Genomic DNA, 19879 nt, shown 5'->3' with positions numbered 1-19879 from the left:
GCCGGCGCGTCAGGCGGTGCCGCCGTCGAGCGTCAGCAGATGGCCGCGCAGCAGTTCGGCATAACGGCCCGAGGCGACCAGCAGCAGGTCGCAGAACTCACGCGCGGCCCCATGGCCGCCGCTGCGGCGGGTCACGTGGTGGGCCGCGGCGAGCACCTCCTCGTGGGCATTGGCCGGCGCGCAGGCCAGCGCGGCGCGGGTCAGCAGCGGCAGATCGGGCCAGTCGTCGCCGATCACGGCCAGCGCCTCCCACGGCTGCTGCAGGCGATCGAGCAGGCCGTCGGCGGCCGCCAGCTTGTCGTGCACGCCGAACAGCGCGTGGCGCACGCCCAGATCGGTGCAGCGGCGCCGCACGGCGGGCGAATCACGCCCGGTGATCACGACCGGCTCGATGCCGGCCTGGGCCAGCAGCTTCAGCCCCTGGCCATCGAGCGTGTTGAAGGCCTTGACGCCCTCGCCCTGCTCGCCGATGTAGATGCGCCCGTCGGTCAGGCAGCCATCGACGTCGAAGATCGCCACACGCACGCCCTGGGCCTGCAGCAGCAGGGCCGGGTCGAACTGCAGCACGGGACGGATCGGGCGCGGAAGTGGTGGAGTCATGGCAAACGGGGCGCCCGGCTCAGATGACCTTGGCGCGCATCAGATCGTTGGTGTTCAGGGCGCCGACCAGGCCACCGGCGGCGTCGCGCACCAGCAGCGTGGTGACACGGGCCTCTTCCATCAGCACGGCCGCCTCGACCGCCAGCGCATCGTCGCGCACGGTGCGTGGCTGGGCATGCATCACCTGCCCGGCCGTCAGCGTGAGCAGGTCGATGCCCCGCTCGATCGAGCGCCGCAGGTCGCCGTCGGTGAAGATGCCGACCGCCGCCCCCTGCCCGTCGACGATCGCCGTGGCCCCGAGTCCGGCGCGGCTCATCTCGCGCATCATCTCCAGGAAGGGCGTGGCGGGCGTCACGCGCGGGACCGCGTCCCCGCTGCGCATGATGTCGCGCACATGGGTCAGCAGCTTGCGGCCGAGCGCACCGCCCGGATGCGAGCGGGCGAAGTCCTCCTCGCGGAAGCCGCGGGCGTCGAGCAGGGCCACCGCCAGCGCATCACCCAGCGCCAGCTGGGCGGTGGTGCTGGCGGTCGGCGCCAGGTTGAGCGGGCAGGCCTCGCGGCGCACCTGGGTGGACAGCACCAGGTCGGCGTGGCGCGCGAGCGTCGACTCGGCCCGGCCGGTCATCGCCACCAGCGTCACGCCCAGGCGCTTGAGCGCGGGCAGGATGGCGGCCAGCTCGTCGCTCTCGCCGGAGTTCGACAGCGCCAGCACGATGTCGTCGGCCAGCACCATGCCCAGGTCGCCGTGGCTGGCTTCGCCGGGATGCACGAAGAGCGCCGGCGTGCCGGTGGAGGCGAGCGTGGCGGCCAGCTTGCGGCCGACGTGGCCGCTCTTGCCCATGCCCATGACGACCACCCGCCCGGTGCCACGCAGCATGGCCTCGACCGCGCGCACGAAGCTCTCGCCCTGGAGGGCCTGCAGCTCGTGGAGCGCATCGGCCTCGATCTGCAAGGTCTGGCGCGCCATCTGCAGGGCACGGTCGGCATCGAAGGGCAAGGAGGTCACAGGCAGGCGGGCACTGGGCTGATTTAGGATAGGGCGATTCTAGGGAATGCATGGCCACCAACCTCGAACTCGCTCTGCTTTATCTGTTTGCCGCCGTCCTGGGTGTCGTCGGCTGCCGCCTGCTGAAACTGCCCGCGATGCTGGGTTACCTGCTGGTGGGCGTGGTGATCGGACCGAACGCGCTGGCCCTGGCGCGCGACTCGGCCGGGGTGCGTTACCTGGCCGAGTTCGGCGTGGTCTTCCTGATGTTCGTCATCGGGCTGGAGTTCAACCTGCCCAAGCTGCGCAGCATGCACAAGCTGGTGTTCGGCCTGGGCATGGGGCAGGTGGTGCTGACCGTGCTCGGCGCGGTGGTCGGCAACGTGATGCTCGCCTGGCTCTTCAGCCTGCTGGGCCGCGCCTGGGAGCTGTCCTGGCAGGGCTCGGTGGCACTCGGCTCGGCCATGGCGATGTCCAGCACCGCGATCGTCGCCAAGATGATGGCCGAGCGGCTCGAGATCGAGAGCGAGCACGGCCGGCGGGTCATGGGCGTGCTGCTGTTCCAGGATCTGGCCGTCGTGCCGCTGCTGGTGCTGATCCCGTCGCTGGCCCAGGGCGGTGACGACCTCTGGCGCACGCTGGGCTCGGCGCTGGCCAAGGCCGCCGTGCTGCTGACGCTGCTGCTGTGGGGCGGCCAGAAGCTGATGCGCTGGTGGCTCACGCTGGTGGCCAAGCGCAAGAGCGAGGAGCTCTTCGTGCTCAACCTGCTGCTGGTCACGCTGGGCCTGGCCTGGCTGACCGAACACGCCGGACTGTCGCTGGCGCTCGGCGCCTTCGTCGCCGGCATGCTGATCGCCGAGACCGAATACAAGCACCAGGTGGAAACCGACATCCGGCCCTTCCACGACGTGCTGCTGGGCCTGTTCTTCATCACCATCGGCATGAAGCTCGACTGGCGCCCGGTGCTCGACCAGTGGGCCCTGGTGCTGGCGCTGAGCGTGCTGCCGGTGCTGACCAAGGCGGTGACGGTGGCGGCGCTGGCGCGCTGGTTCGGCGCCACGCCGGGCGTGGCCATCCGCACCGGCCTCTACCTCGCGCAGGCCGGCGAGTTCGGCTTCGTGCTGCTGACGCTGGGGGCCGAGCAGCACCTGATCGCCAACCAGTGGATGAGCCCGGTGCTGGCCGCCATGGTGCTGTCGATGCTGGCCACGCCCTTCATCATCCTGCACAGCGACCGCGTCGTGATGCGGCTGTCGGCGACCGACTGGCTGATGCAGTCGGTGCAGCTGACCAGCATCGCCCGGCGCTCGATCCGCACCGAGGCCCACGTCATCATCTGCGGCTATGGCCGTTCGGGCCAGAACCTGGCGCGCCTGCTCGAGCATGAACACATTCCCTACATGGCGCTCGACCTCGACCCGGACCGGGTGCGGCAGGCCGCCGCCGCCGGCCAGAGCGTGGTGTTCGGCGATGCGGCCCGGCTGCAGAGCCTGATGGCGGCCGGCCTGGCCCGTGCCAGCGCGGTGGTGGTCAGCTACCACGACACCCAGTCGGCGCTGAAGGTGCTGCACCATGTGCGCGACCATGCGCCCCAGGTGCCGGTGGTGGTGCGCACCATCGACGACGTCGACCTCGAGAAGCTGCGCGCCGCCGGCGCCACCGAGGTCGTGCCCGAGGCGATCGAAGGCTCGCTGATGCTGGCCAGCCATGCGCTGGCGCTGGTGGGCGTGCCGGTGCGCCGGGTGATCCGGCTGATCCAGGACGCGCGTGATGCCCGCTACGGGCTGCTGAGGGGGTATTTCCACGGCGCCGACGACGACCTCGGCGGCGGCGGGGACCAGCAGCAGGCACGGCTGCACACCGTCAGCCTGCCGCTGGCCTCGCCGACCGTCGGCGTGGCGCTGGGCGAACTGGCGCTGCACGCGGTCGGCGTCTCGGTGGTGAACGTGCGCCGGCTCAGCGGCCAGGTGCTGGAGGCCAGCGACGAACTGGCGCTGCAGGGCGGCGACGTGCTGGTCATCAGCGGCGCCCCCGAGGCACTGGCCCTGGCCGAGGGCAAGCTGCTGCGCGGCTGAAGCGCCGCGCCCTGGCCGCGGCTCAGGTCATCGCGGTGCGCAGGGTCTGCTGCGCGCGCGCACGGCAGGTCAGCACCGCGCCGGCCGCGCGCATGAACTCGAGCGCGATGCCCGGCGCACGCTGCGCCAGCTCCTCGAAGCGTGGCAGCTGCAGCGCCCAGACCACCGCCGGGGTCATCGCCTCGACATTGGCCGTGTGCGGCGCATCGCTGAACAGCCCCGTCTCGCCGACCAGCGCGCCCGGACGCAGCAGCACGATGCGGCTGCTGCCGGGGGTCGCTCCGGCCACGTAGATCTGCAGGCTGCCGCTGGCCAGGAAATAGGCCGTGCGGTCGATGTCGCCCTGCTTGATCAGCAGGTCGCCGCTGCGCAGCTGGTAGGGCGTGAGGTAGGTTCCGAGCGTGCGCCATTCCGGCAGGCCCAGCCGGGCGTAGAAGCCGTCTTCCGTCTTCAGTGACTGAACCGATCGAACCAGTTCATCGAGATCCATGGCTTGCTCCGCTGACCGGGTCCGAGGCATCCAAGGACTGCTCCGGTCGGCCTGAAATTGACGACCACCTGATGATAAGACCGGGACCCGGGCCGCGAGCCCGGGTCATGTCATTTGCCGATGCAGAAACGACTGAAGATGTCGCCGAGCAGGTCGTCGGGGGTGTAGTGGCCGGTGATCGCGCCCAGCGCGTCGTGCGACAGCCTCAGCTCCTCGGCCAGCAGGTCGAGGGCGCCATCGTCGAGCGCGGCCAGCGCCCGGGCCTGCTGCAGATGCTGCTGCGCGACCCGCAGCGCCTGCAGATGCCGCTCGCGGGCGATGAAGACGCCGTCGGGCACGGCATGCCAGCCGGCGATCTCCAGCAGCGTGCGGCGCAGCTCGTCCAGCCCGGCCTGGGTGCGTGCCGACAGCACCACCGACGGCTCCGCCTCCTGCGGCCGGGCGGCCAGCACGGCCGCGTCGACCGCATCGGCCTTGTTGTAGACATGCACGCGCCGCGCACCGGCAGGCAGGCGCTGCCCGATCGCCGCGTCGGCGGCCACGTGGTCCGGCTCGCCCAGGCGCGTCAGGTCGTGCAGGAACAGCACCGCATCGGCATCGGCGATGGCCTGCCAGCTGCGCCCGATGCCGATGCGCTCGACCTCGTCGCTGGCCTCGTGGTCGGCCCGCAGGCCGGCGGTGTCGACCACATGCACCGGCACGCCCTGGATCTGGATGGTCTGGCTGACCTTGTCGCGCGTGGTGCCGGGGATGGCGGTGACGATGGCCAGCTCGGCGCCGGCCAGCGCATTGAGCAGCGAGCTCTTGCCGGCATTGGGCTGCCCGGCGATGACCACCGTCAGCCCTTCACGCAGCAGCGCGCCCTGGTGGGCGGCGTCGAGCAGCGTGGCCAGGCGATCGGCCAGGCGGTCGAGGCGACCGCGGGCATCGGCCTGCTGCAGGAAATCGATCTCCTCCTCCGGGAAGTCGAGCGTCGCCTCGACCAGCATGCGCAGCTCGACCAGGCCGTCGTGCAGCGCCGTCACCGGCCGGGACAGCGCCCCGCCCAGCGAGCGGGCCGCGCTGCGCGCCGCGGCCTCGGTGCTGGCATCGATCAGGTCGGCCACCGCCTCGGCCTGCGCCAGGTCGAGCTTGTCGTTGAGGAAGGCGCGTTCGGTGAACTCGCCCGGCCGCGCCAGGCGCAGGCCCGGGCAGCACGGCGGCCCGCCGGGCCGGTCGGCATCGAGCGGCTCGGCCGCCACCTCGAGGCAGCGCGCCAGCAGCAGCTGCATCAGCACCGGCCCGCCATGGGCCTGCAGCTCGAGCACGTCTTCGCCGGTGTAGCTGTGCGGGGCCGGAAAGTACAGCGCCAGGCCCTGGTCCAGCGGCTGGCCGGCCGCATCGAGGAAAGGGCCGTAGTGGGCATGGCGGGCGGTCGGCACCCGGCCGATGAGCCGCTGCGCCAGCGGCTTCAGGTCCGGGCCGGAAACACGGACCATGCCGACCGCGCCTCGGCCGGCGGCGGTGGCGATCGCCACGATGGGGTCCTGGAGGTGCGACAGCATAGGATCGCGATTGTCGCCTGGGCGCGGCCCGGGCCTGGAATTCGCGCGGGGGGAGGCGTGTGATTCAACCCCTCCCGAGCCGAGAACGTCGCTGCGAGCCAGTGGAGCTCTGTGGCCTGCAACAAGCCTTCAGCGACGGTCTCGGGTCTGCCCCGCGGTACGCATGATGGCGGGAGCTCCATGACAGTTCTACCCAGCCAAACACCCGGAACCGCCGAAGTGTGGGTGGTGTCGCGGTCCGATTGCACGATCAGGCGCCGGAAATGAAAAAGGCAGCCCGCAGGCTGCCTCCAGACCGGTCCGGTCCCGCCGCGGCGGGACCGGAACTCCGTCCGCTCACGCCACGCCGAGCTGGCGGTTGATCATCCACTGCTGCGCGATCGACAGCAGGTTGTTGACGAACCAGTACAGCACCAGACCGGCCGGGAAGAAGAAGAACATGACGCTGAAGGCCAGCGGCATGATCCACATCATCTTGGCCTGCATCGGATCGGGCGGCGTCGGGTTCAGCCAGACCTGCAGCAGCGAGGTGGCGGTCATCAGCAGCGGCAGGATGAAGAACGGATCCTTGGCGCTCAGGTCGGTGATCCAGCCCAGCCACGGCGCCCCGCGCATCTCCACCGACGACAGCAGCACCCAGTACAGCGCGATGAAGAACGGCATCTGCACGAAGATCGGCAGGCAGCCCCCCAGCGGGTTGACCTTCTCCTCGCGGTAGATGCGCATCATCTCCTGCTGCATCTTCTGCGGATCGTCCTTCAGGCGCTCGCGCATCTCCTGCACCTTCGGGCCGACCGCCTTCATCTTGGCCATCGACTTGTAGGCGTTCGCGTTCAGCCAGTAGAAGGCGATCTTCAGCAGCACGACCAGCGCGATGATGGACCAGCCCCAGTTGCCGATGAAGCTGTGCAGCTTGTCGAGCGTCCAGAACATCGGCTTGGCCAGGATGGTCACGAAGCCGTAGTCCTTGACCAGCTCCAGGCCCGGGGCCATCGCCTCGAGGCGCTTCTCTTCCTGCGGGCCGACGAACAGCTGCGACGACAGCTTGCGGCTGGCCCCCGGAGCGATCTCCTCCAGCGGCACGATCATGCCCACCGAATAGAGGTTGGTGTCGACCTTGCGGGTGAAGAACTCGCGCGTGGCCTTTTCCGGCAGCAGCCAGGCGGTGGCGAAGTAGTGCTGGACCATCGCGGCCCAGCCGTTGTCGGCCGTGGTCTCGTGATCGGGCTTGGCGCCGGCCGAGCGCTTCTCGATGGCCTTGAACTCTTCCTTCTGGAACTTGCCGGCCTCGGTGTAGATGGCCGGACCGGTGAAGGTGCTGTAGAAGCTCGAGGCATCCGGCAGCGGATTGCCGTCACGCACCAGCTGCAGGTAGGCCTGCGCCTTCAGCGGCGCCGCACCGGTGTTGACCACCTCCTGCTCCACGCCGATCAGGTACTGGCCGCGGCGCAGCGTGAAGGTCTTCACCAGCTTGGCACCACCGACTTCCGCGGACTCGAAGCGGATCTTCAGCTCGTCCTGGCCGGCGGCCAGCGTGCGCTCGCCCGGCGACACCGTCATCGGGGTCTGGTGGGTCGGCAGCTCGGTGCCGGGCTGGGCCGGGATCAGGCCGGTCTGCGCCAGGTAGACCCGCGAGGCCGAACGGTCCAGCAGCACGATCGGATGCTTCGCGTCCGCGCTCTCGTGGTGCTTGAGCAGCTCGGCGTGGACCAGCGTGGCCCCCAGGGTGTCAAAACGCAGCGTCAGCGTGTCGGTGCTCACCTGCACCAGCTCGGAGGCCGGGGCGGCCGCAGCCGCCGTGCCGGGCACCGTGCCCGCCGCAGCGGCCGCACCCAGCGCGACCGGTGCCGGCACCGAAGAACCCGGTGCCGAGGCCGCCGCCGTCACCGCCGTGGCCGGCGAGAACATCGAAGGCTGGCCGTTGTGCTTGTTCCAGCCATCCCACAGCATCACCAGCGAGACGGAGAAGACGCCCCACAGCAGGGCGCGCCGAACATCGGTCATAGAGACTTCTTTCGCAGGTCGGTTGGCTCGACGACATCGGGACGGACCGGCGCCAGGGGGCCGGCACGGCCATCCGATCGTTCGAGCAGGGAAGTGAAAAGTCCGCGCACCGTGTCCGGCACGGGATCATGGCCGCCGGCGCACCAGGGGTGGCAGCGGGCCAGGCGCCAGAGCGTCAACCGGGATCCGGTGGCCGCTCCGTGGCGGGAGAGCGCCTGCAGCGCGTAGGCCGAGCAGGTCGGCTCGAACCGGCAGGACGAACCCAGCCAGGGGCTGAGCAGCAGCCGGTAGCCCCGCACCAGCAGCATCAGCGCCCGGGCAGGCGCGGATGTGCGACGACCCGCCATCTCGGGACGGGTCGCTGCGGGGAACAACTCGGGGGGCGTCATCACGCGTCAGGCCGGCGCGGGCGCCACCGGGCGAGGCCCGGCCGACCGGGCCGCCGCACGGGTGCGACGGATCGCGTCGCCGATCACCTGTTCGATCTCGGCCCGCAGACCATCCGCCAGCACGCTCGACGAGGCGCTGGTGAAGACCTTGCGGTCGATCGGTGCGCGCAGGCGCAGCACCCAGTCGCCGACCGCCAACTGCGGCAGGTGACGGTCGATCGCCACGCGGCAGTGCCGCTTGACGAGATTGCGTGTCACCGACCGCTTGGCGTGGCGCTTGGGCACCACCAGACCGACCCGCAGGCGGTGTGCCGTGCCCGCGACGGGCAAGTCATCCACAAGCTCCGGGGTCTCCCCGGCATCGCCTGTTGACAACTCCGGATCCGCCGGCGGCAGCGCGGCTTCCGCCGCCAGGAAATGCACCATGAAACGGGCACTTCGAGCGCAGGGCCGCATGCCCATCACCGCCTGGAAACGGGCGGGACCGGCAAGGCAGGTCCAGGAGAGCGGCGCGACACGGTTCACCGCAGCAGGGGCGTGAGCCCGTTCAGGCCAGAGCTCAGACGGCCAGGCGCTTGCGGCCCTTGGCGCGACGAGCGGCGATGACCTGACGGCCACCACGGGTCTTCATGCGGACGAGGAAACCGTGGGTGCGGGCACGACGGGTCTTGGAGGGCTGGTAGGTGCGCTTCATTGCTATTCCTTGATGTCACTTGAGCGGCGCCGGTGGAGTGGCGCCGCACTGCGGACCCATGACAAGCACTGGCCCGTTGATGCCGATCCCGCCGCACTCGCGCACCCCTGAAGGCACCCGAGGCAATTCGGGAAACCCGCGATTACAGCAAATCCACAGCACGACGTCAACTCGATGCCCCCTGACCTTGACTCGCGAACCGGGCTTGACCCCCGGGCCAAAGTTGTGGATAACCATGTCTTCGCCGGTCGGGTTGTGGCTACAATCGCGCCCCTTCGCCGGTAGTTGTCCACACAAGAACATGTATCCAGATCTCTGGGAGCGCGGTTGCGAAAGACTCGCCGCCGAATTGCCCGAACAACAATTCAACACGTGGATCAGACCCCTGCCGCCGGCTGAGATCAGCAGCAGCGCGGACGGGGTGCTGGTGGGCCTGCGGGTGCCCAACCGCTTCAAGCTCGACTGGATCCGTGCGCAGTACAGCGCCCGCATCGAGACCGCGCTGAGCGAGATCGCCGGCATCTCCGTGCGCCTGGAACTGTCGCTGCTGCCGCGCGAGATGGCCGTGCGTGTCGCGCCGCCGTCGACCAACAACGCCATCAGCCCGTCGGCACCGCAGCAGCAGACCCGCGCCCCCGCGGGCAGCGGCATGCAGCCGGCCTATGCCAGCGTGGCCGGCGCCGTGCAGCAGCAGGCCCCCGCCGTGCACACCCAGCCGCGCGGCATGGCCCTGCCCGCCAACGCGCCGGCCGCCCAGCGTGGCCGCCTCAACCCGGTGCTGACCTTCGACACGCTCGTGCCCGGGCGCGCCAACCAGATGGCGCGCACCGCCGCGCTGCACGTCGCCGGCGCGCCGGGCCAGCTCTACAACCCGCTGTTCATCTACGGCGGCGTCGGCCTGGGCAAGACCCACCTGATCCACGCCGTGGGCAACGCGCTGCTGCGCGACAACCCCGAGGCCCGCGTGCTCTACCTGCACGCCGAGCAGTTCATCTCCGACGTGGTGAAGAACTACCAGCGCAAGACCTTCGACGAGCTCAAGGCCAAGTACCACTCGCTCGACCTGCTGCTGATCGACGACGTGCAGTTCTTCGCCGGCAAGGAGCGCACGCAGGAGGAGTTCTTCAACGCCTTCGAGGCCCTGCTGGCCAAGCGCGCCCACATCATCATGACCAGCGACACCTACCCCAAGGGGCTGGTGGACATCGACGAGCGCCTGACCAGCCGCTTCGACGCCGGCCTGACGGTGGCCATCGAGCCGCCCGAGCTCGAGATGCGCGTGGCCATCCTGATGAAGAAGGCCGTCGCCGAGAGCAGCCACATGCCCGAGGACGTGGCCTTCTTCATCGCCAAGAACGTGCGCGCCAACGTGCGCGAGCTCGAGGGCGCGCTGCGCAAGGTGCTGGCCTACAGCCGCTTCAGCCACAAGGACATCAACATCGCGCTGGCGCGCGAGGCGCTGAAGGACCTGCTGTCGATCCAGAACCGGCAGATCTCGGTCGAGAACATCCAGAAGACGGTCGCCGACTTCTACAAGATCAAGATCGCGGACATGTACAGCAAGAAGCGCCCGGCCAGCATCGCGCGGCCGCGCCAGATCGCGATGTACCTGGCCAAGGAAATGACCCAGAAGAGCCTGCCCGAGATCGGCGAGCTGTTTGGCGGACGCGACCACACGACCGTGCTGCACGCGGTGCGCAAGATCGGTGGCGAACGGCAGAAGAACAGCGAACTGAACCAGCAACTGCACGTGCTGGAACAGACCCTCAAGGGCTGAGCCCGCAAAACAGGCGAAAATGACTCGTCCGGTACGAGCTGAGAGAAGACAGACATGATCGTGTTGAAAGCACCGCAGGAAAAGGTCCTGGGCGCCCTCCAGGCGGTTTCGGGCATCGTCGAACGGCGACACACCCTGCCGATCCTGGCCAATGTGATGATCCGCAAGCAGGCCGGCGTGGCCGAGTTCACCACCTCCGACCTCGAGATCCAGGTGCGCACCAGCGCCGAGCTGGGCGGTGACGACAGCACCTTCAGCACCACCGTCGGCGCGCGCAAGCTCATCGACATCCTGCGCACGCTGCCGGCCGACCAGATCGTCACGCTCAGCGCCGCCCAGAACAAGCTGACGCTGCAGGGTGGCAAGAGCCGCTTCACGCTGCAGACCCTGCCGGCCGAGGATTTCCCGCTGGTCCAGGAAGCCGCCGATTTCGGCCCCACCTTCAGCGTGCCGCAGAAGACGCTCAAGGGCCTGATCGACCAGGTGCACTTCGCCATGGCGGTGCACGACATCCGTTATTACCTCAACGGCATCCTGTTCGTCGCCGAAGGCCGCACGCTGACGCTGGTGGCCACCGACGGCCACCGCCTCGCGCTGGCCCAGGCCGAACTCGAGCACGACATCCCCAAGCAGGAAGTCATCCTGCCGCGCAAGACCGTGCTCGAGCTGCAGCGCCTGCTCAAGGACGACAAGGCCAGCAAGGCCGCCAGCGCCGACGGGGAAGAAGCCCGCATCGAGATGCGCTTCGCCGACAACCAGGCCAAGTTCACCTTCGGCGGCATGGAGTTCGTCACCAAGCTGGTCGAGGGCAAGTTCCCCGACTACAACCGCGTGATCCCGAAGAACCACCGCAACCACATCACGCTGGGCCGCGCCCCGCTGCTGGCCAGCCTGCAGCGCGCCGCCATCCTGACCAGCGAGAAGTTCAAGGGCGTGCGGGTCAACTTCGAACCCGGCACGCTGCGCATCGCGTCGAGCAACGCCGAGCAGGAAGAGGCCAAGGAAGAGCTCGAGATCGACTACGGCGGCGACGCCATCGAGATCGGCTTCAACGTCACCTACCTGATGGACGTGCTGTCCAACAGCGGCGCCGACATGGTCACCCTGTCGCTGCAGGACGCCAACAGCTCCGCCCTGGTCACCATCCCCGACCAGGCCGGCTTCAAGTACGTCGTGATGCCGATGCGCATCTGAGGCGCCGGCCCCACAGGACCGACGACCATCGAAAACCACGAGACAGTGCACAAGCGGGCCCCGGCCCGCTTCCGCGTTTTTGAAAGGCGCCGCAGATCACCCTCTGACGGCCCCGTGAGCGAGCCCCATGACCGAATCCACTGCCCCCCTGCCCACCCCTGAACCCACTCCTGCCGAAGTCGCCGCCGCCTCGGCCGCCGCGTCCGCGGGGTATGGCGAGGGCAGCATCCAGATCCTGGAAGGCCTGGAGGCCGTGCGCAAGCGACCGGGCATGTACATCGGCGACACGTCCGACGGCACCGGCCTGCACCACCTCGTCTTCGAGGTCGTCGACAACTCCATCGACGAGGCCCTGGCCGGCCACTGCGACGACATCACCGTCACCATCCACACCGACAACTCGATCTCCGTCATCGACAACGGCCGCGGCATCCCCACCGGCGTCAAGATGGACGACAAGCACGAGCCCAAGCGCTCGGCTGCCGAGATCGCGCTGACCGAGCTGCACGCCGGCGGCAAGTTCAACCAGAACAGCTACAAGGTCTCGGGCGGCCTGCACGGCGTGGGCGTGAGCTGCGTCAACGGCCTGAGCAAGTGGCTGCGCCTGACGGTGCGCCGCGAAGGCCAGGTGCACTTCATGGAGTTCCGCCAGGGCATCCCGCAGGACCGCGTGATCGAGCAGCGCGACGGCTTCGAGATCAGCCCGATGAAGATCAGCGGCGAGACCGACAAGCGCGGCACCGAAGTGCACTTCCTGCCCGACGAGACGATCTTCACCAACATCGACTTCCACTACGAGATCCTCAGCAAGCGCCTGCGCGAGCTGAGCTTCCTGAACAACGGCGTCAAGATCCGCCTGGTCGACGAGCGCAACAACAAGGAAGACAACTTCGCCTACGCCGGCGGCGTCAAGGGCTTCGTCGAGTTCGTCAACAAGGGCAAGAAGGTCCTGCACGGCAACATCTTCCATGCCCGCGGCGACAAGATCAGCGACAACAACACCAACGTCGGTGTCGAGGTCGCGATGCAGTGGAACGAGAGCTACAACGAGAACGTGCTCTGCTTCACCAACAACATCCCCCAGCGGGATGGCGGCACCCACCTGACCGGCCTGCGCGCCGCGATGACCCGGGTGATGAACAAGTACATCGACGACCACGAGATCGCCAAGAAGGCCAAGGTCGAGATCAGCGGCGAGGACATGCGCGAAGGCCTGGCCTGCGTGGTCAGCGTCAAGGTGCCCGAGCCCAAGTTCTCCAGCCAGACCAAGGACAAGCTGGTCTCCAGCGAAGTGCGCGCGCCGGTCGAGGACATCGTCGGGCGCCTGCTCACCGACTGGCTGCTCGAGAACCCGATCGACGCCAAGACCATCTGCGGCAAGATCGTCGACGCCGCCCGCGCCCGCGACGCCGCGCGCAAGGCCCGCGAGATGACGCGCCGCAAGGGCGTGCTCGACGGCATGGGCCTGCCAGGCAAGCTCGCCGACTGCCAGGAGAAGGACCCCGCCCAGTGCGAGATCTACCTGGTGGAGGGTGACTCCGCCGGCGGCTCCGCCAAGCAGGGCCGCGACCGGAAGTTCCAGGCCATCCTGCCGCTGCGCGGCAAGATCCTCAACGTCGAGAAGGCGCGCTACGAGAAGCTGCTCGCCTCCAACGAGATCCTGACGCTGATCACCGCGCTGGGCACCGGCATCGGCAAGGGCATGGGCGGGGACGACTTCAACCCCGACAAGCTGCGCTACCACCGCATCATCATCATGACCGACGCGGACGTGGACGGCGCCCACATCCGCACCCTGCTGCTGACCTTCTTCTACCGCCAGATGCCCGACCTGGTCGAGCGCGGCCACATCTACATCGCCCAGCCGCCGCTCTACAAGGTCAAGCACGGCAAGCACGAGCAGTACCTGAAGGACGGCAGCGAACTCGACGTCTACCTGCTCAAGGTCGCGCTCGACGGCGCCGCGGTCGAACCCGGCGCCGGCAAGCCGGCCATCAGCGGCCCCGAGCTCGAGGAGCTGGCGCGCCAGTACGTGCAGGCCACCAACGTCATCGCCCGCCTGTCCAACTGGATGGACATCGAGGCGCTGCGGGCCATCAGCGACGGCCTGACCCTCGACCTCGACGACGCCGCCCGGGCCGAAGCCAGCGCCCTGGCGCTGAAGGACGCGCTGCACGACGCCGAAGTCGCCGCCGAGTTCGACAGCCGCACCGACAAGCACCACCTGCGCATCAGCCGCCGCCACCACGGCAACATCAAGAGCAGCATCATCACCGCCGACTTCGTGCACGGCGCCGACTACGAAGCGCTCAGCCGCGCCGGCCTCACCTTCAAGGGCCTGCTCGCCGAGGACGCCATCGTCCGGCGCGGCGAAGGCGAACGCCAGAAGACCGCCAAGGCCGGCGACTTCCGCATCGCCATGGCCTGGCTGATGCTGCAGGCCGAAAACAGCGTCGGCCGCCAGCGCTACAAGGGCCTGGGCGAGATGAACCCCGAGCAGCTCTGGGAAACCACCATGGACCCGACCGTGCGCCGCCTGCTGCGCGTGCAGATCGAGGACGCCATCGAAGCCGACAAGGTCTTCACCATGCTGATGGGCGACGAGGTCGAACCCCGCCGCGACTTCATCGAGACCAACGCGCTGAGGGCGGCGAACATCGACGCGTGATGCTGGCCGGATGACCCAGGAAGTGGAAAGGCCCGGCGGATGCTGGGCCTTTTGTTTTTGGGGTGATCCGTTTTTCTGGAGATGTTCGGTCGTGCGGTTAACCCGTCCCCATGGGCACGAATGACGCGGCCGCATGACGCATTGGGCGGTGTGCCGCCCAAGCAGTCCATGCCCAGATTGATCAACACAACCGCCGCGGACTCTAGGAATCAACTGTCTTCTTGACAGGGAAGCTTACGAGCCCGTCTGCAGTAGGAACGTGCAGCACAGGCATCGTCCGCTCGCCGCCCCTGGCAACCGCCGACACCCCTCGAACACCTTGAAGTCCCCCAGAACGCAAAAAGGCCCAGCATCCGCTGGGCCTTCTGCTGATCGTGGGGCGCGCGGGTCGCCCCGCGGGGTTCAGGCCCCCTGCGCGGCGGCGCGGGGAGCGCGCAGCGGCTCGGCCGGCTCGGTGACGGCCGGGCCCGCGGGCTGGTGGCCCCAGCCGCCGTAGTGGGCGATGTACAGGTAGCACACCAGCGGCACGGCGAAGGACGGCAGCAGGCCCCAGTGGTCGGCCAGCAGGGCCTGGGCCAGCGGCACGATGGCGCCGCCGACGATGGCCATGCACAGCAGGCCGGAACCGCGGCTGGTCAGTGCGCCCAGGCCTTCGAGGGCCAGCGCGAAGATGGTCGGGAACATGATGGAGTTGAACAGGCCGACGGCCAGCAGGCTCCACATCGCCACCGGACCGCTCACGGCGATGGCCAGCGCGATCAGCGCGGCGTTGACCAGGCCGGCGGCGGCCAGCACCCGGGCGGCCGACACCTTGCGCATCAGCGCGCTGCCGATGAAGCGGCCCACCATCGCGGCGCCCCAGTACAGCGACAGCCACTTGCCGGCCTCGGCCGCGCTCAGGCCGGCGATGGCCGGCTCGCCCATCAGGTTGACCAGCAGGCTGCCGATGGACACCTCGGCGCCCACGTAGGCGAAGATGGCCACGGCGCCCAGCACCAGATGGCGGTGCGCCCACAGGCTGCCCTGCTCGCCGGCGTCGGCCGACGCCGCGCTGCCGCGCAGCTCGGCCTGCTGTGCCTCGACCAGTCGGCGCGGATCGGGCAGACGCACCCAGGCGACGACCACGGCCAGCAGGAACAGCAGGCCGGCCAGCACCAGGTAGGGGCCCTGCACGCTCGAAGGATCGGCCTGGGCGCCGACCGCGTGGTCGGCTGCACCCAGGATGGCCACGGCGCCGACCATCGGCCCCACCGTCGCGCCCAGCGAGTTGAAGGCCTGGGTCAGGTTCAGCCGGCTGGAGGCGGTCTCCGGCTCACCCAGCAGCGTCACGTAGGGATTGGCCGCCACCTGCAGCAGCGTCACGCCCGCGGCCAGCACGAACAGCGCGCCCAGGAACAGCGGGTAGGCGTGCGCGCCTGCCGCCGGGTAGAACAGCAGACAGCCCACGCCGATGGTGCCCAGCCCCACCACCAGCCCGCGCTGGTAGCCGAGGCGCTGCAGCAGCCAGCCCGCCGGCAGCGAGACCACGAAGTACGCCATGAAGAAGCAGAACTGCACCAGCATCGCCTCGACATAGCTCAGCGAGAACAGCGCCTTCAGGTGCGGGATCAGGATGTCGTTCAGCGAGGTGATCAGTCCCCACATGAAGAACAGCGAGGTGAGGACCGCCAGCGGGCGGCCATGTTGTTGTGCCATGGGATCCGGTGCCGCCCAGAGCGGCAGTGCATCAGTTTGAAAGATTGCAATAATAAATCGTTAATGTTTTGACAAGGAAGCAGGGACCCCTGTTGCCGGGGTGATCTTGCCGGGGGCGACTGACGGCCTCGGGGCAGACCGCCAGTCGTCGGCCGCACGCTCAGGCCGCCCGCTTGGCGGGGTTGAGCACGAAGTCGTAGTTCAAGGTGTAGAACGGCCGATCGATCGTGGTGTCATCAGGCGCCGTCCCGGCCTCGTGCCGGACCCAGTCGGAGATCAGCGTCGAGCGCACGCCGAAGACCGCATCGGAGTCGAGGTAGCGGTCATGGTCCCGGAAGACATGCGTGATCAGGCGCTCATGATCGGGCGCGCTCAGCATGAAGTGCAGGTGCGCCGGCCGCCAGGGATGGCGGCCCAGGGCCTCCAGCATCTGGCCGACCGGGCCGTCGTGCGGGATCGGATAGGGCTGCGCCAGGATCGAGCGGAAGTGGTAGCGGCCCTGCGCATCGGTGCGGATGCGTCCGCGTGCCCGGTGCGTGTGCGGCTGGTCCGCGGTCGGGGCTTTCTGCACGTCGTAGAAGCCGTCCTCGTCCGATTGCCAGACGTCCATCAGCACGCCGGCCAGCGGCTGGCCGTCGAGGCCGGTGACCCGACCGCTGACGAAACACGGCTCGCCGCGCGCACCGTTCGAGATGTCGGCGCCGAGCGGATAGTCGGGCGCGTTCTCGACGAAGAACGGTCCGAACACGGTGGCCTCGGTGCAGCCGGTGGGCTTGACGTTGTTCTGCGCGGTCACCAGCGTCGACAGGCCCAGCACGTCGGACAGCAGGATGTACTCCTGGCGCACGTCGTCGGTGATGTGGCCGACCGCGGTCAGGAACTGGATCGCCTGGAACCACTCCGCCTCGGTCAGCTTGACCTCGCGGGCGAAGGAATGCAGGTGCTGGACCAGGCTGGTCATGACCGTGCGCAGGCGCGCATCACGGCATTGGTCCATGGCGGCCAGTACCGCCTGGGTGATGGTGTCTTCGTTGATGTTGCGCACGGTCTTGTCTCCTTGTTGGTGGTCTGAACTGGCCAGTGCCGCCACCTTAAGTCGACAGGGATTGGAAAAAAATGCGCTGTGGTGAAATCAGTTTTCCGCCAAGTGGATGAATCAATCATGGATCGTTGGTCGCAGATCGAGTTCTTCGTCCAGGTCGCCGAACTTGGCAGCCTGTCGCGGGCCGCAGAGAAGCTCGACATGTCGAACGCCGCGGCCAGCCGCACGCTGCTCGCGCTGGAGGAGCGACTGGGCGTGCGACTGGTCGAGCGCACCACGCGGCGCTTGTGGCTCACCGAAGCCGGCCAGTCGTTCCATCGGCGCTGCGTCGCGATGCTGGCGGAGATGGCCGAGGCCGAGGCCGCCGTGCTGGAGACCACCCTGCAGCCGACCGGCTTGCTGCGCGTCACCAGTTCGGTGTCGTTCGCGATGATGCACATCGCGCCCGGGCTGCCCGAGTTCAGCCGCCGTTATCCGAAGCTGAGCGTGCAGATCGTCGCGGCCAACCGCTACCCCGACTTCATCGAAGCCGGCATCGACGTGGCGATCCGCACCCGCGAGATCGAGGGGGACTCCGGCATCACCGTGCGCCGGCTGGCCCACACCCGGCGCGTGCTGGCCGGCGCGCCCGGCTACTTCGCCGCTCACGGCACGCCCAGGACGCCCGAGGACCTGAAGCAGCATCGCCTGCTGGTCTACAACCTGGCCAAGGACCCGAACGTGCTGCACTTCAGCCGCGGCGACGAGCGCCGCGACACCTCGATCACCAGCATGCTGGACTCCAACGAGGGCCAGGTGATCTGCTCGGCCGGGCTCGCGGGCCTGGGCATCGTGATCCAGCCGCTCTACATCATCCACGACGAGATCGTGGCCGGGCGGCTGGTGCCGGTGCTGACCGACTGGGAGCTGCCACCGCTGACCATCAACCTCGCCTACCAGAGCCGGCACCACCAGCCGGCCAAGATCCGGGTCTTCAACGACTTCCTGGTCGAACGCTTCGAGGCACTGGAACTCGAGAAGAAGTGGGCCGCGCCGCTGCGCTGAGCCACACGATCGATGTCGAGGGGTGGAGCACACAGCTGGTGGAAACCCCCATTATTTTTCCATTTTTCGGCAAAGACATTTCCCCTCACGTCATTTTTTGCCGCTCCGCGTGAATCTACAGTTCATCCATCGCAGGAAAGCAGATGGCTGAATGGAGACGGGGCTCACCGATGGACCCTGGCCACGGTCGTCCGCCACCTGTCACTGCGCGATGTCACTTCGGAATCGCGGCCCATACATAGGTGATCGAATGATCAAGCACATCGTCATGTGGAACGTACGCGGAGAGACGGCAGCCGAGCGCAACGCGGCCGCGTTGTTCGTCAAGAGCCGCTTCGAAGGGCTGGTGGGGCGCATCCCCGGCCTGCTGCGGATGGAGATCGGCCTGGACTCCAGCCGCGTCGACTATGCCTGCGACATGGTGCTCTACAGCGAATTCGACAGCGTGGCGTCCCTGGCGGGCTATGGCAGCCATCCCGAGCATCTGCGCATCCGCCAGGAACTGGGCGACGTCCGCATCGCCCGCTTCCAGGTCGACTACACCCCCGAGGGCGCGTGATCATGGCAACGACACGCGAGGCCGACCCGACTCACGATTTCATCTTCACGGCGCAACCGGCCCGGGTGGTGTTCGCCCGCGGCAGCCTGCAGCGCCTGCCGCAGGAGGTCGAGGCGCTGGGCGCGCGCCGGGCGCTGGTGCTGTGCACGCCGCAGCAGCGTGACCAGGCCCAGGCGGCAGCCGATCTGCTGGGCGCCTTGAGCGTCGGGGTGTACGACGGCGCGCAGATGCATGTGCCGATCGAAGGCGCCCGACTGGCGCGTGAACATGCCCGCGCGGTCGGCGCCGACTGCGCGGTGGCGATCGGCGGCGGCTCGACGATCGGCCTGGGCAAGGCCATCGCGCTGGAGTCGTCGCTGCCCATCATCGCGGTACCGACCACCTATGCCGGCTCGGAGATGACGCCGATCTACGGCATCACCGAAGCAGGCCTGAAGAAGACCGGCCGCGATGCCCGCGTGCTGCCGCGCACCGTGCTGTACGACCCGGACCTGTCGGTGGGGCTGCCGGTCGCGATGTCCGTCACCAGCGGCATCAACGCGATCGCCCATGCGGCCGAAGGCCTCTATGCCCGCGACGGCAATCCCGTGATGTCGCTGATGGCCGAGGAGGGCATCCGTGCGTTGGCTGTCGGCCTGCGGGGTGTCGTCCGCAGTCCGTCGGACCTGGCCGCTCGCGGCGATTGCCTCTACGGCGCCTGGTTGTGCGGCACGGTGCTGGGTCATGTCGGCATGGCGCTGCACCACAAGCTGTGCCACACGCTGGGCGGCAGCTTCAACCTGCCGCATGCCGAGACGCACACCATCGTGCTGCCGCACGCGCTGCACTACAACACGCAGGCGGCACCCGAGGCGATGCGGCGCATCGCCCGAGCGCTCGGCAGCGACGACGCGGCGACCGGCGTCCACGACCTGGCCGCGGAACTGAAGGCGCCGCTGGCGCTGCGCGACATCGGCATGCCCGAGTCCGAACTCGACCGGGCGGCGGAGATCGCGCTGGCCAACCCGTACTGGAATCCCCGGCCGATCGAAGCCCAGGCCATCCGCGAGCTGCTGCGCAACGCCTGGGAAGGTCGGCGTCCCGGAGATTGATCCGACACACCGCCCCCTGAGAAAAAAA

The 19879-nt window shown here is 68.6% G+C and carries 17 protein-coding genes; 7 read left to right on the top strand and 10 right to left on the bottom strand.

Going from position 1 to position 19879, the window contains the following annotated elements; translation table 11 throughout:
* Nucleotides 1-9 precede the first annotated feature (9 nt).
* Nucleotides 10-600, bottom strand: a complete 591-nt coding sequence (locus tag C7444_RS01510; RefSeq protein WP_110399041.1) for a KdsC family phosphatase — start codon at nucleotides 598-600, stop codon at nucleotides 10-12.
* A 19-nt stretch (nucleotides 601-619) separates the two neighbouring features.
* Nucleotides 620-1567 (bottom strand): KpsF/GutQ family sugar-phosphate isomerase, encoded by a 948-nt coding sequence (locus C7444_RS01505; RefSeq protein ID WP_211317464.1) that lies wholly within the window; start codon nucleotides 1565-1567, stop codon nucleotides 620-622.
* Nucleotides 1568-1656: 89 nt separating this feature from the next.
* Between C7444_RS01505 and C7444_RS01500 the strand changes: the two genes are divergently transcribed.
* Entirely contained in the window at nucleotides 1657-3660 is a 2004-nt protein-coding gene (locus tag C7444_RS01500) for a monovalent cation:proton antiporter family protein (RefSeq protein WP_110399039.1), read from the top strand.
* 22 nt (nucleotides 3661-3682) lie between these two features.
* Here C7444_RS01500 and C7444_RS01495 read toward each other — a convergent pair whose 3' ends face one another.
* From C7444_RS01495 to rpmH, 6 genes are all read right to left on the bottom strand, one after another.
* On the bottom strand, nucleotides 3683-4150 hold the full coding sequence (locus C7444_RS01495) for a cyclic nucleotide-binding domain-containing protein (protein ID WP_110399038.1): 468 nt from the start codon (nucleotides 4148-4150) through the stop codon (nucleotides 3683-3685).
* 110 nt (nucleotides 4151-4260) lie between these two features.
* Nucleotides 4261-5694 carry a tRNA uridine-5-carboxymethylaminomethyl(34) synthesis GTPase MnmE gene (gene mnmE / locus C7444_RS01490; protein ID WP_110399037.1) on the bottom strand — a complete coding sequence of 478 codons (1434 nt, stop codon included), beginning with the start codon at nucleotides 5692-5694 and terminating at the stop codon, nucleotides 4261-4263.
* Nucleotides 5695-6030: 336 nt separating this feature from the next.
* Nucleotides 6031-7698 carry a membrane protein insertase YidC gene (gene yidC / locus C7444_RS01485; RefSeq protein WP_110399036.1) on the bottom strand — a complete coding sequence of 556 codons (1668 nt, stop codon included), beginning with the start codon at nucleotides 7696-7698 and terminating at the stop codon, nucleotides 6031-6033.
* Nucleotides 7695-8045: a membrane protein insertion efficiency factor YidD gene (gene yidD, locus C7444_RS01480; protein WP_110399161.1), complete on the bottom strand. Its 351-nt coding sequence runs from the start codon at nucleotides 8043-8045 to the stop codon at nucleotides 7695-7697. Before yidD ends, yidC begins: the two co-directional genes overlap by 4 nt.
* A 48-nt stretch (nucleotides 8046-8093) precedes the next feature.
* The gene (locus C7444_RS01475; RefSeq protein WP_110399035.1) at nucleotides 8094-8612 is read right to left on the bottom strand and encodes a ribonuclease P protein component; all 519 of its coding nucleotides are present in this window, start codon (nucleotides 8610-8612) and stop codon (nucleotides 8094-8096) included.
* Between the two features lie 34 nt (nucleotides 8613-8646).
* Entirely contained in the window at nucleotides 8647-8781 is a 135-nt protein-coding gene (rpmH, locus tag C7444_RS01470) for a 50S ribosomal protein L34 (protein ID WP_110399034.1), read from the bottom strand.
* A 301-nt stretch (nucleotides 8782-9082) separates the two neighbouring features.
* Here rpmH and dnaA point away from each other — a divergent pair, with 301 nt between their 5' ends.
* The 3 genes from dnaA (at nucleotide 9083) to gyrB (ending at nucleotide 14420) form a co-directional block, all read left to right on the top strand.
* Entirely contained in the window at nucleotides 9083-10558 is a 1476-nt protein-coding gene (dnaA, locus tag C7444_RS01465; RefSeq protein WP_110399033.1) for a chromosomal replication initiator protein DnaA, read from the top strand.
* Nucleotides 10559-10612: 54 nt separating this feature from the next.
* Nucleotides 10613-11752: a DNA polymerase III subunit beta gene (dnaN, locus tag C7444_RS01460; RefSeq protein WP_110399032.1), complete on the top strand. Its 1140-nt coding sequence runs from the start codon at nucleotides 10613-10615 to the stop codon at nucleotides 11750-11752.
* A gap of 127 nt (nucleotides 11753-11879) precedes the next feature.
* A complete protein-coding gene (gyrB, locus tag C7444_RS01455; protein WP_245909352.1) occupies nucleotides 11880-14420 on the top strand; it encodes a DNA topoisomerase (ATP-hydrolyzing) subunit B in 2541 nt (846 codons plus the stop codon).
* A gap of 402 nt (nucleotides 14421-14822) precedes the next feature.
* On the opposite strand, the gene C7444_RS01450 is transcribed toward gyrB, so the two are convergent.
* Nucleotides 14823-16115 carry a sugar MFS transporter gene (locus tag C7444_RS01450; RefSeq protein WP_110399031.1) on the bottom strand — a complete coding sequence of 431 codons (1293 nt, stop codon included), beginning with the start codon at nucleotides 16113-16115 and terminating at the stop codon, nucleotides 14823-14825.
* A 160-nt stretch (nucleotides 16116-16275) separates the two neighbouring features.
* Nucleotides 16276-17160: an intradiol ring-cleavage dioxygenase gene (locus tag C7444_RS01445; protein WP_110399030.1), complete on the bottom strand. Its 885-nt coding sequence runs from the start codon at nucleotides 17158-17160 to the stop codon at nucleotides 16276-16278.
* A gap of 117 nt (nucleotides 17161-17277) precedes the next feature.
* Here C7444_RS01445 and C7444_RS01440 point away from each other — a divergent pair, with 117 nt between their 5' ends.
* The 3 genes from C7444_RS01440 (at nucleotide 17278) to C7444_RS01430 (ending at nucleotide 19851) form a co-directional block, all read left to right on the top strand.
* On the top strand, nucleotides 17278-18201 hold the full coding sequence (locus tag C7444_RS01440) for a LysR family transcriptional regulator (RefSeq protein WP_110399029.1): 924 nt from the start codon (nucleotides 17278-17280) through the stop codon (nucleotides 18199-18201).
* 250 nt (nucleotides 18202-18451) lie between these two features.
* Nucleotides 18452-18760, top strand: a complete 309-nt coding sequence (locus C7444_RS01435) for a Dabb family protein (RefSeq protein ID WP_110399028.1) — start codon at nucleotides 18452-18454, stop codon at nucleotides 18758-18760.
* Between the two features lie 2 nt (nucleotides 18761-18762).
* A complete protein-coding gene (locus C7444_RS01430) occupies nucleotides 18763-19851 on the top strand; it encodes a maleylacetate reductase (protein WP_110399159.1) in 1089 nt (362 codons plus the stop codon).
* The last annotated feature ends 28 nt before the right edge of the window (nucleotides 19852-19879 follow it).

The organism is Sphaerotilus hippei, from assembly GCF_003201595.1.
Taxonomy (GTDB): Bacteria; Pseudomonadota; Gammaproteobacteria; order Burkholderiales; family Burkholderiaceae_C; genus Sphaerotilus; species Sphaerotilus hippei.
Note: the sequence above shows the minus strand (reverse complement) of the source record. Positions and strands in the feature narration are given on the sequence as shown.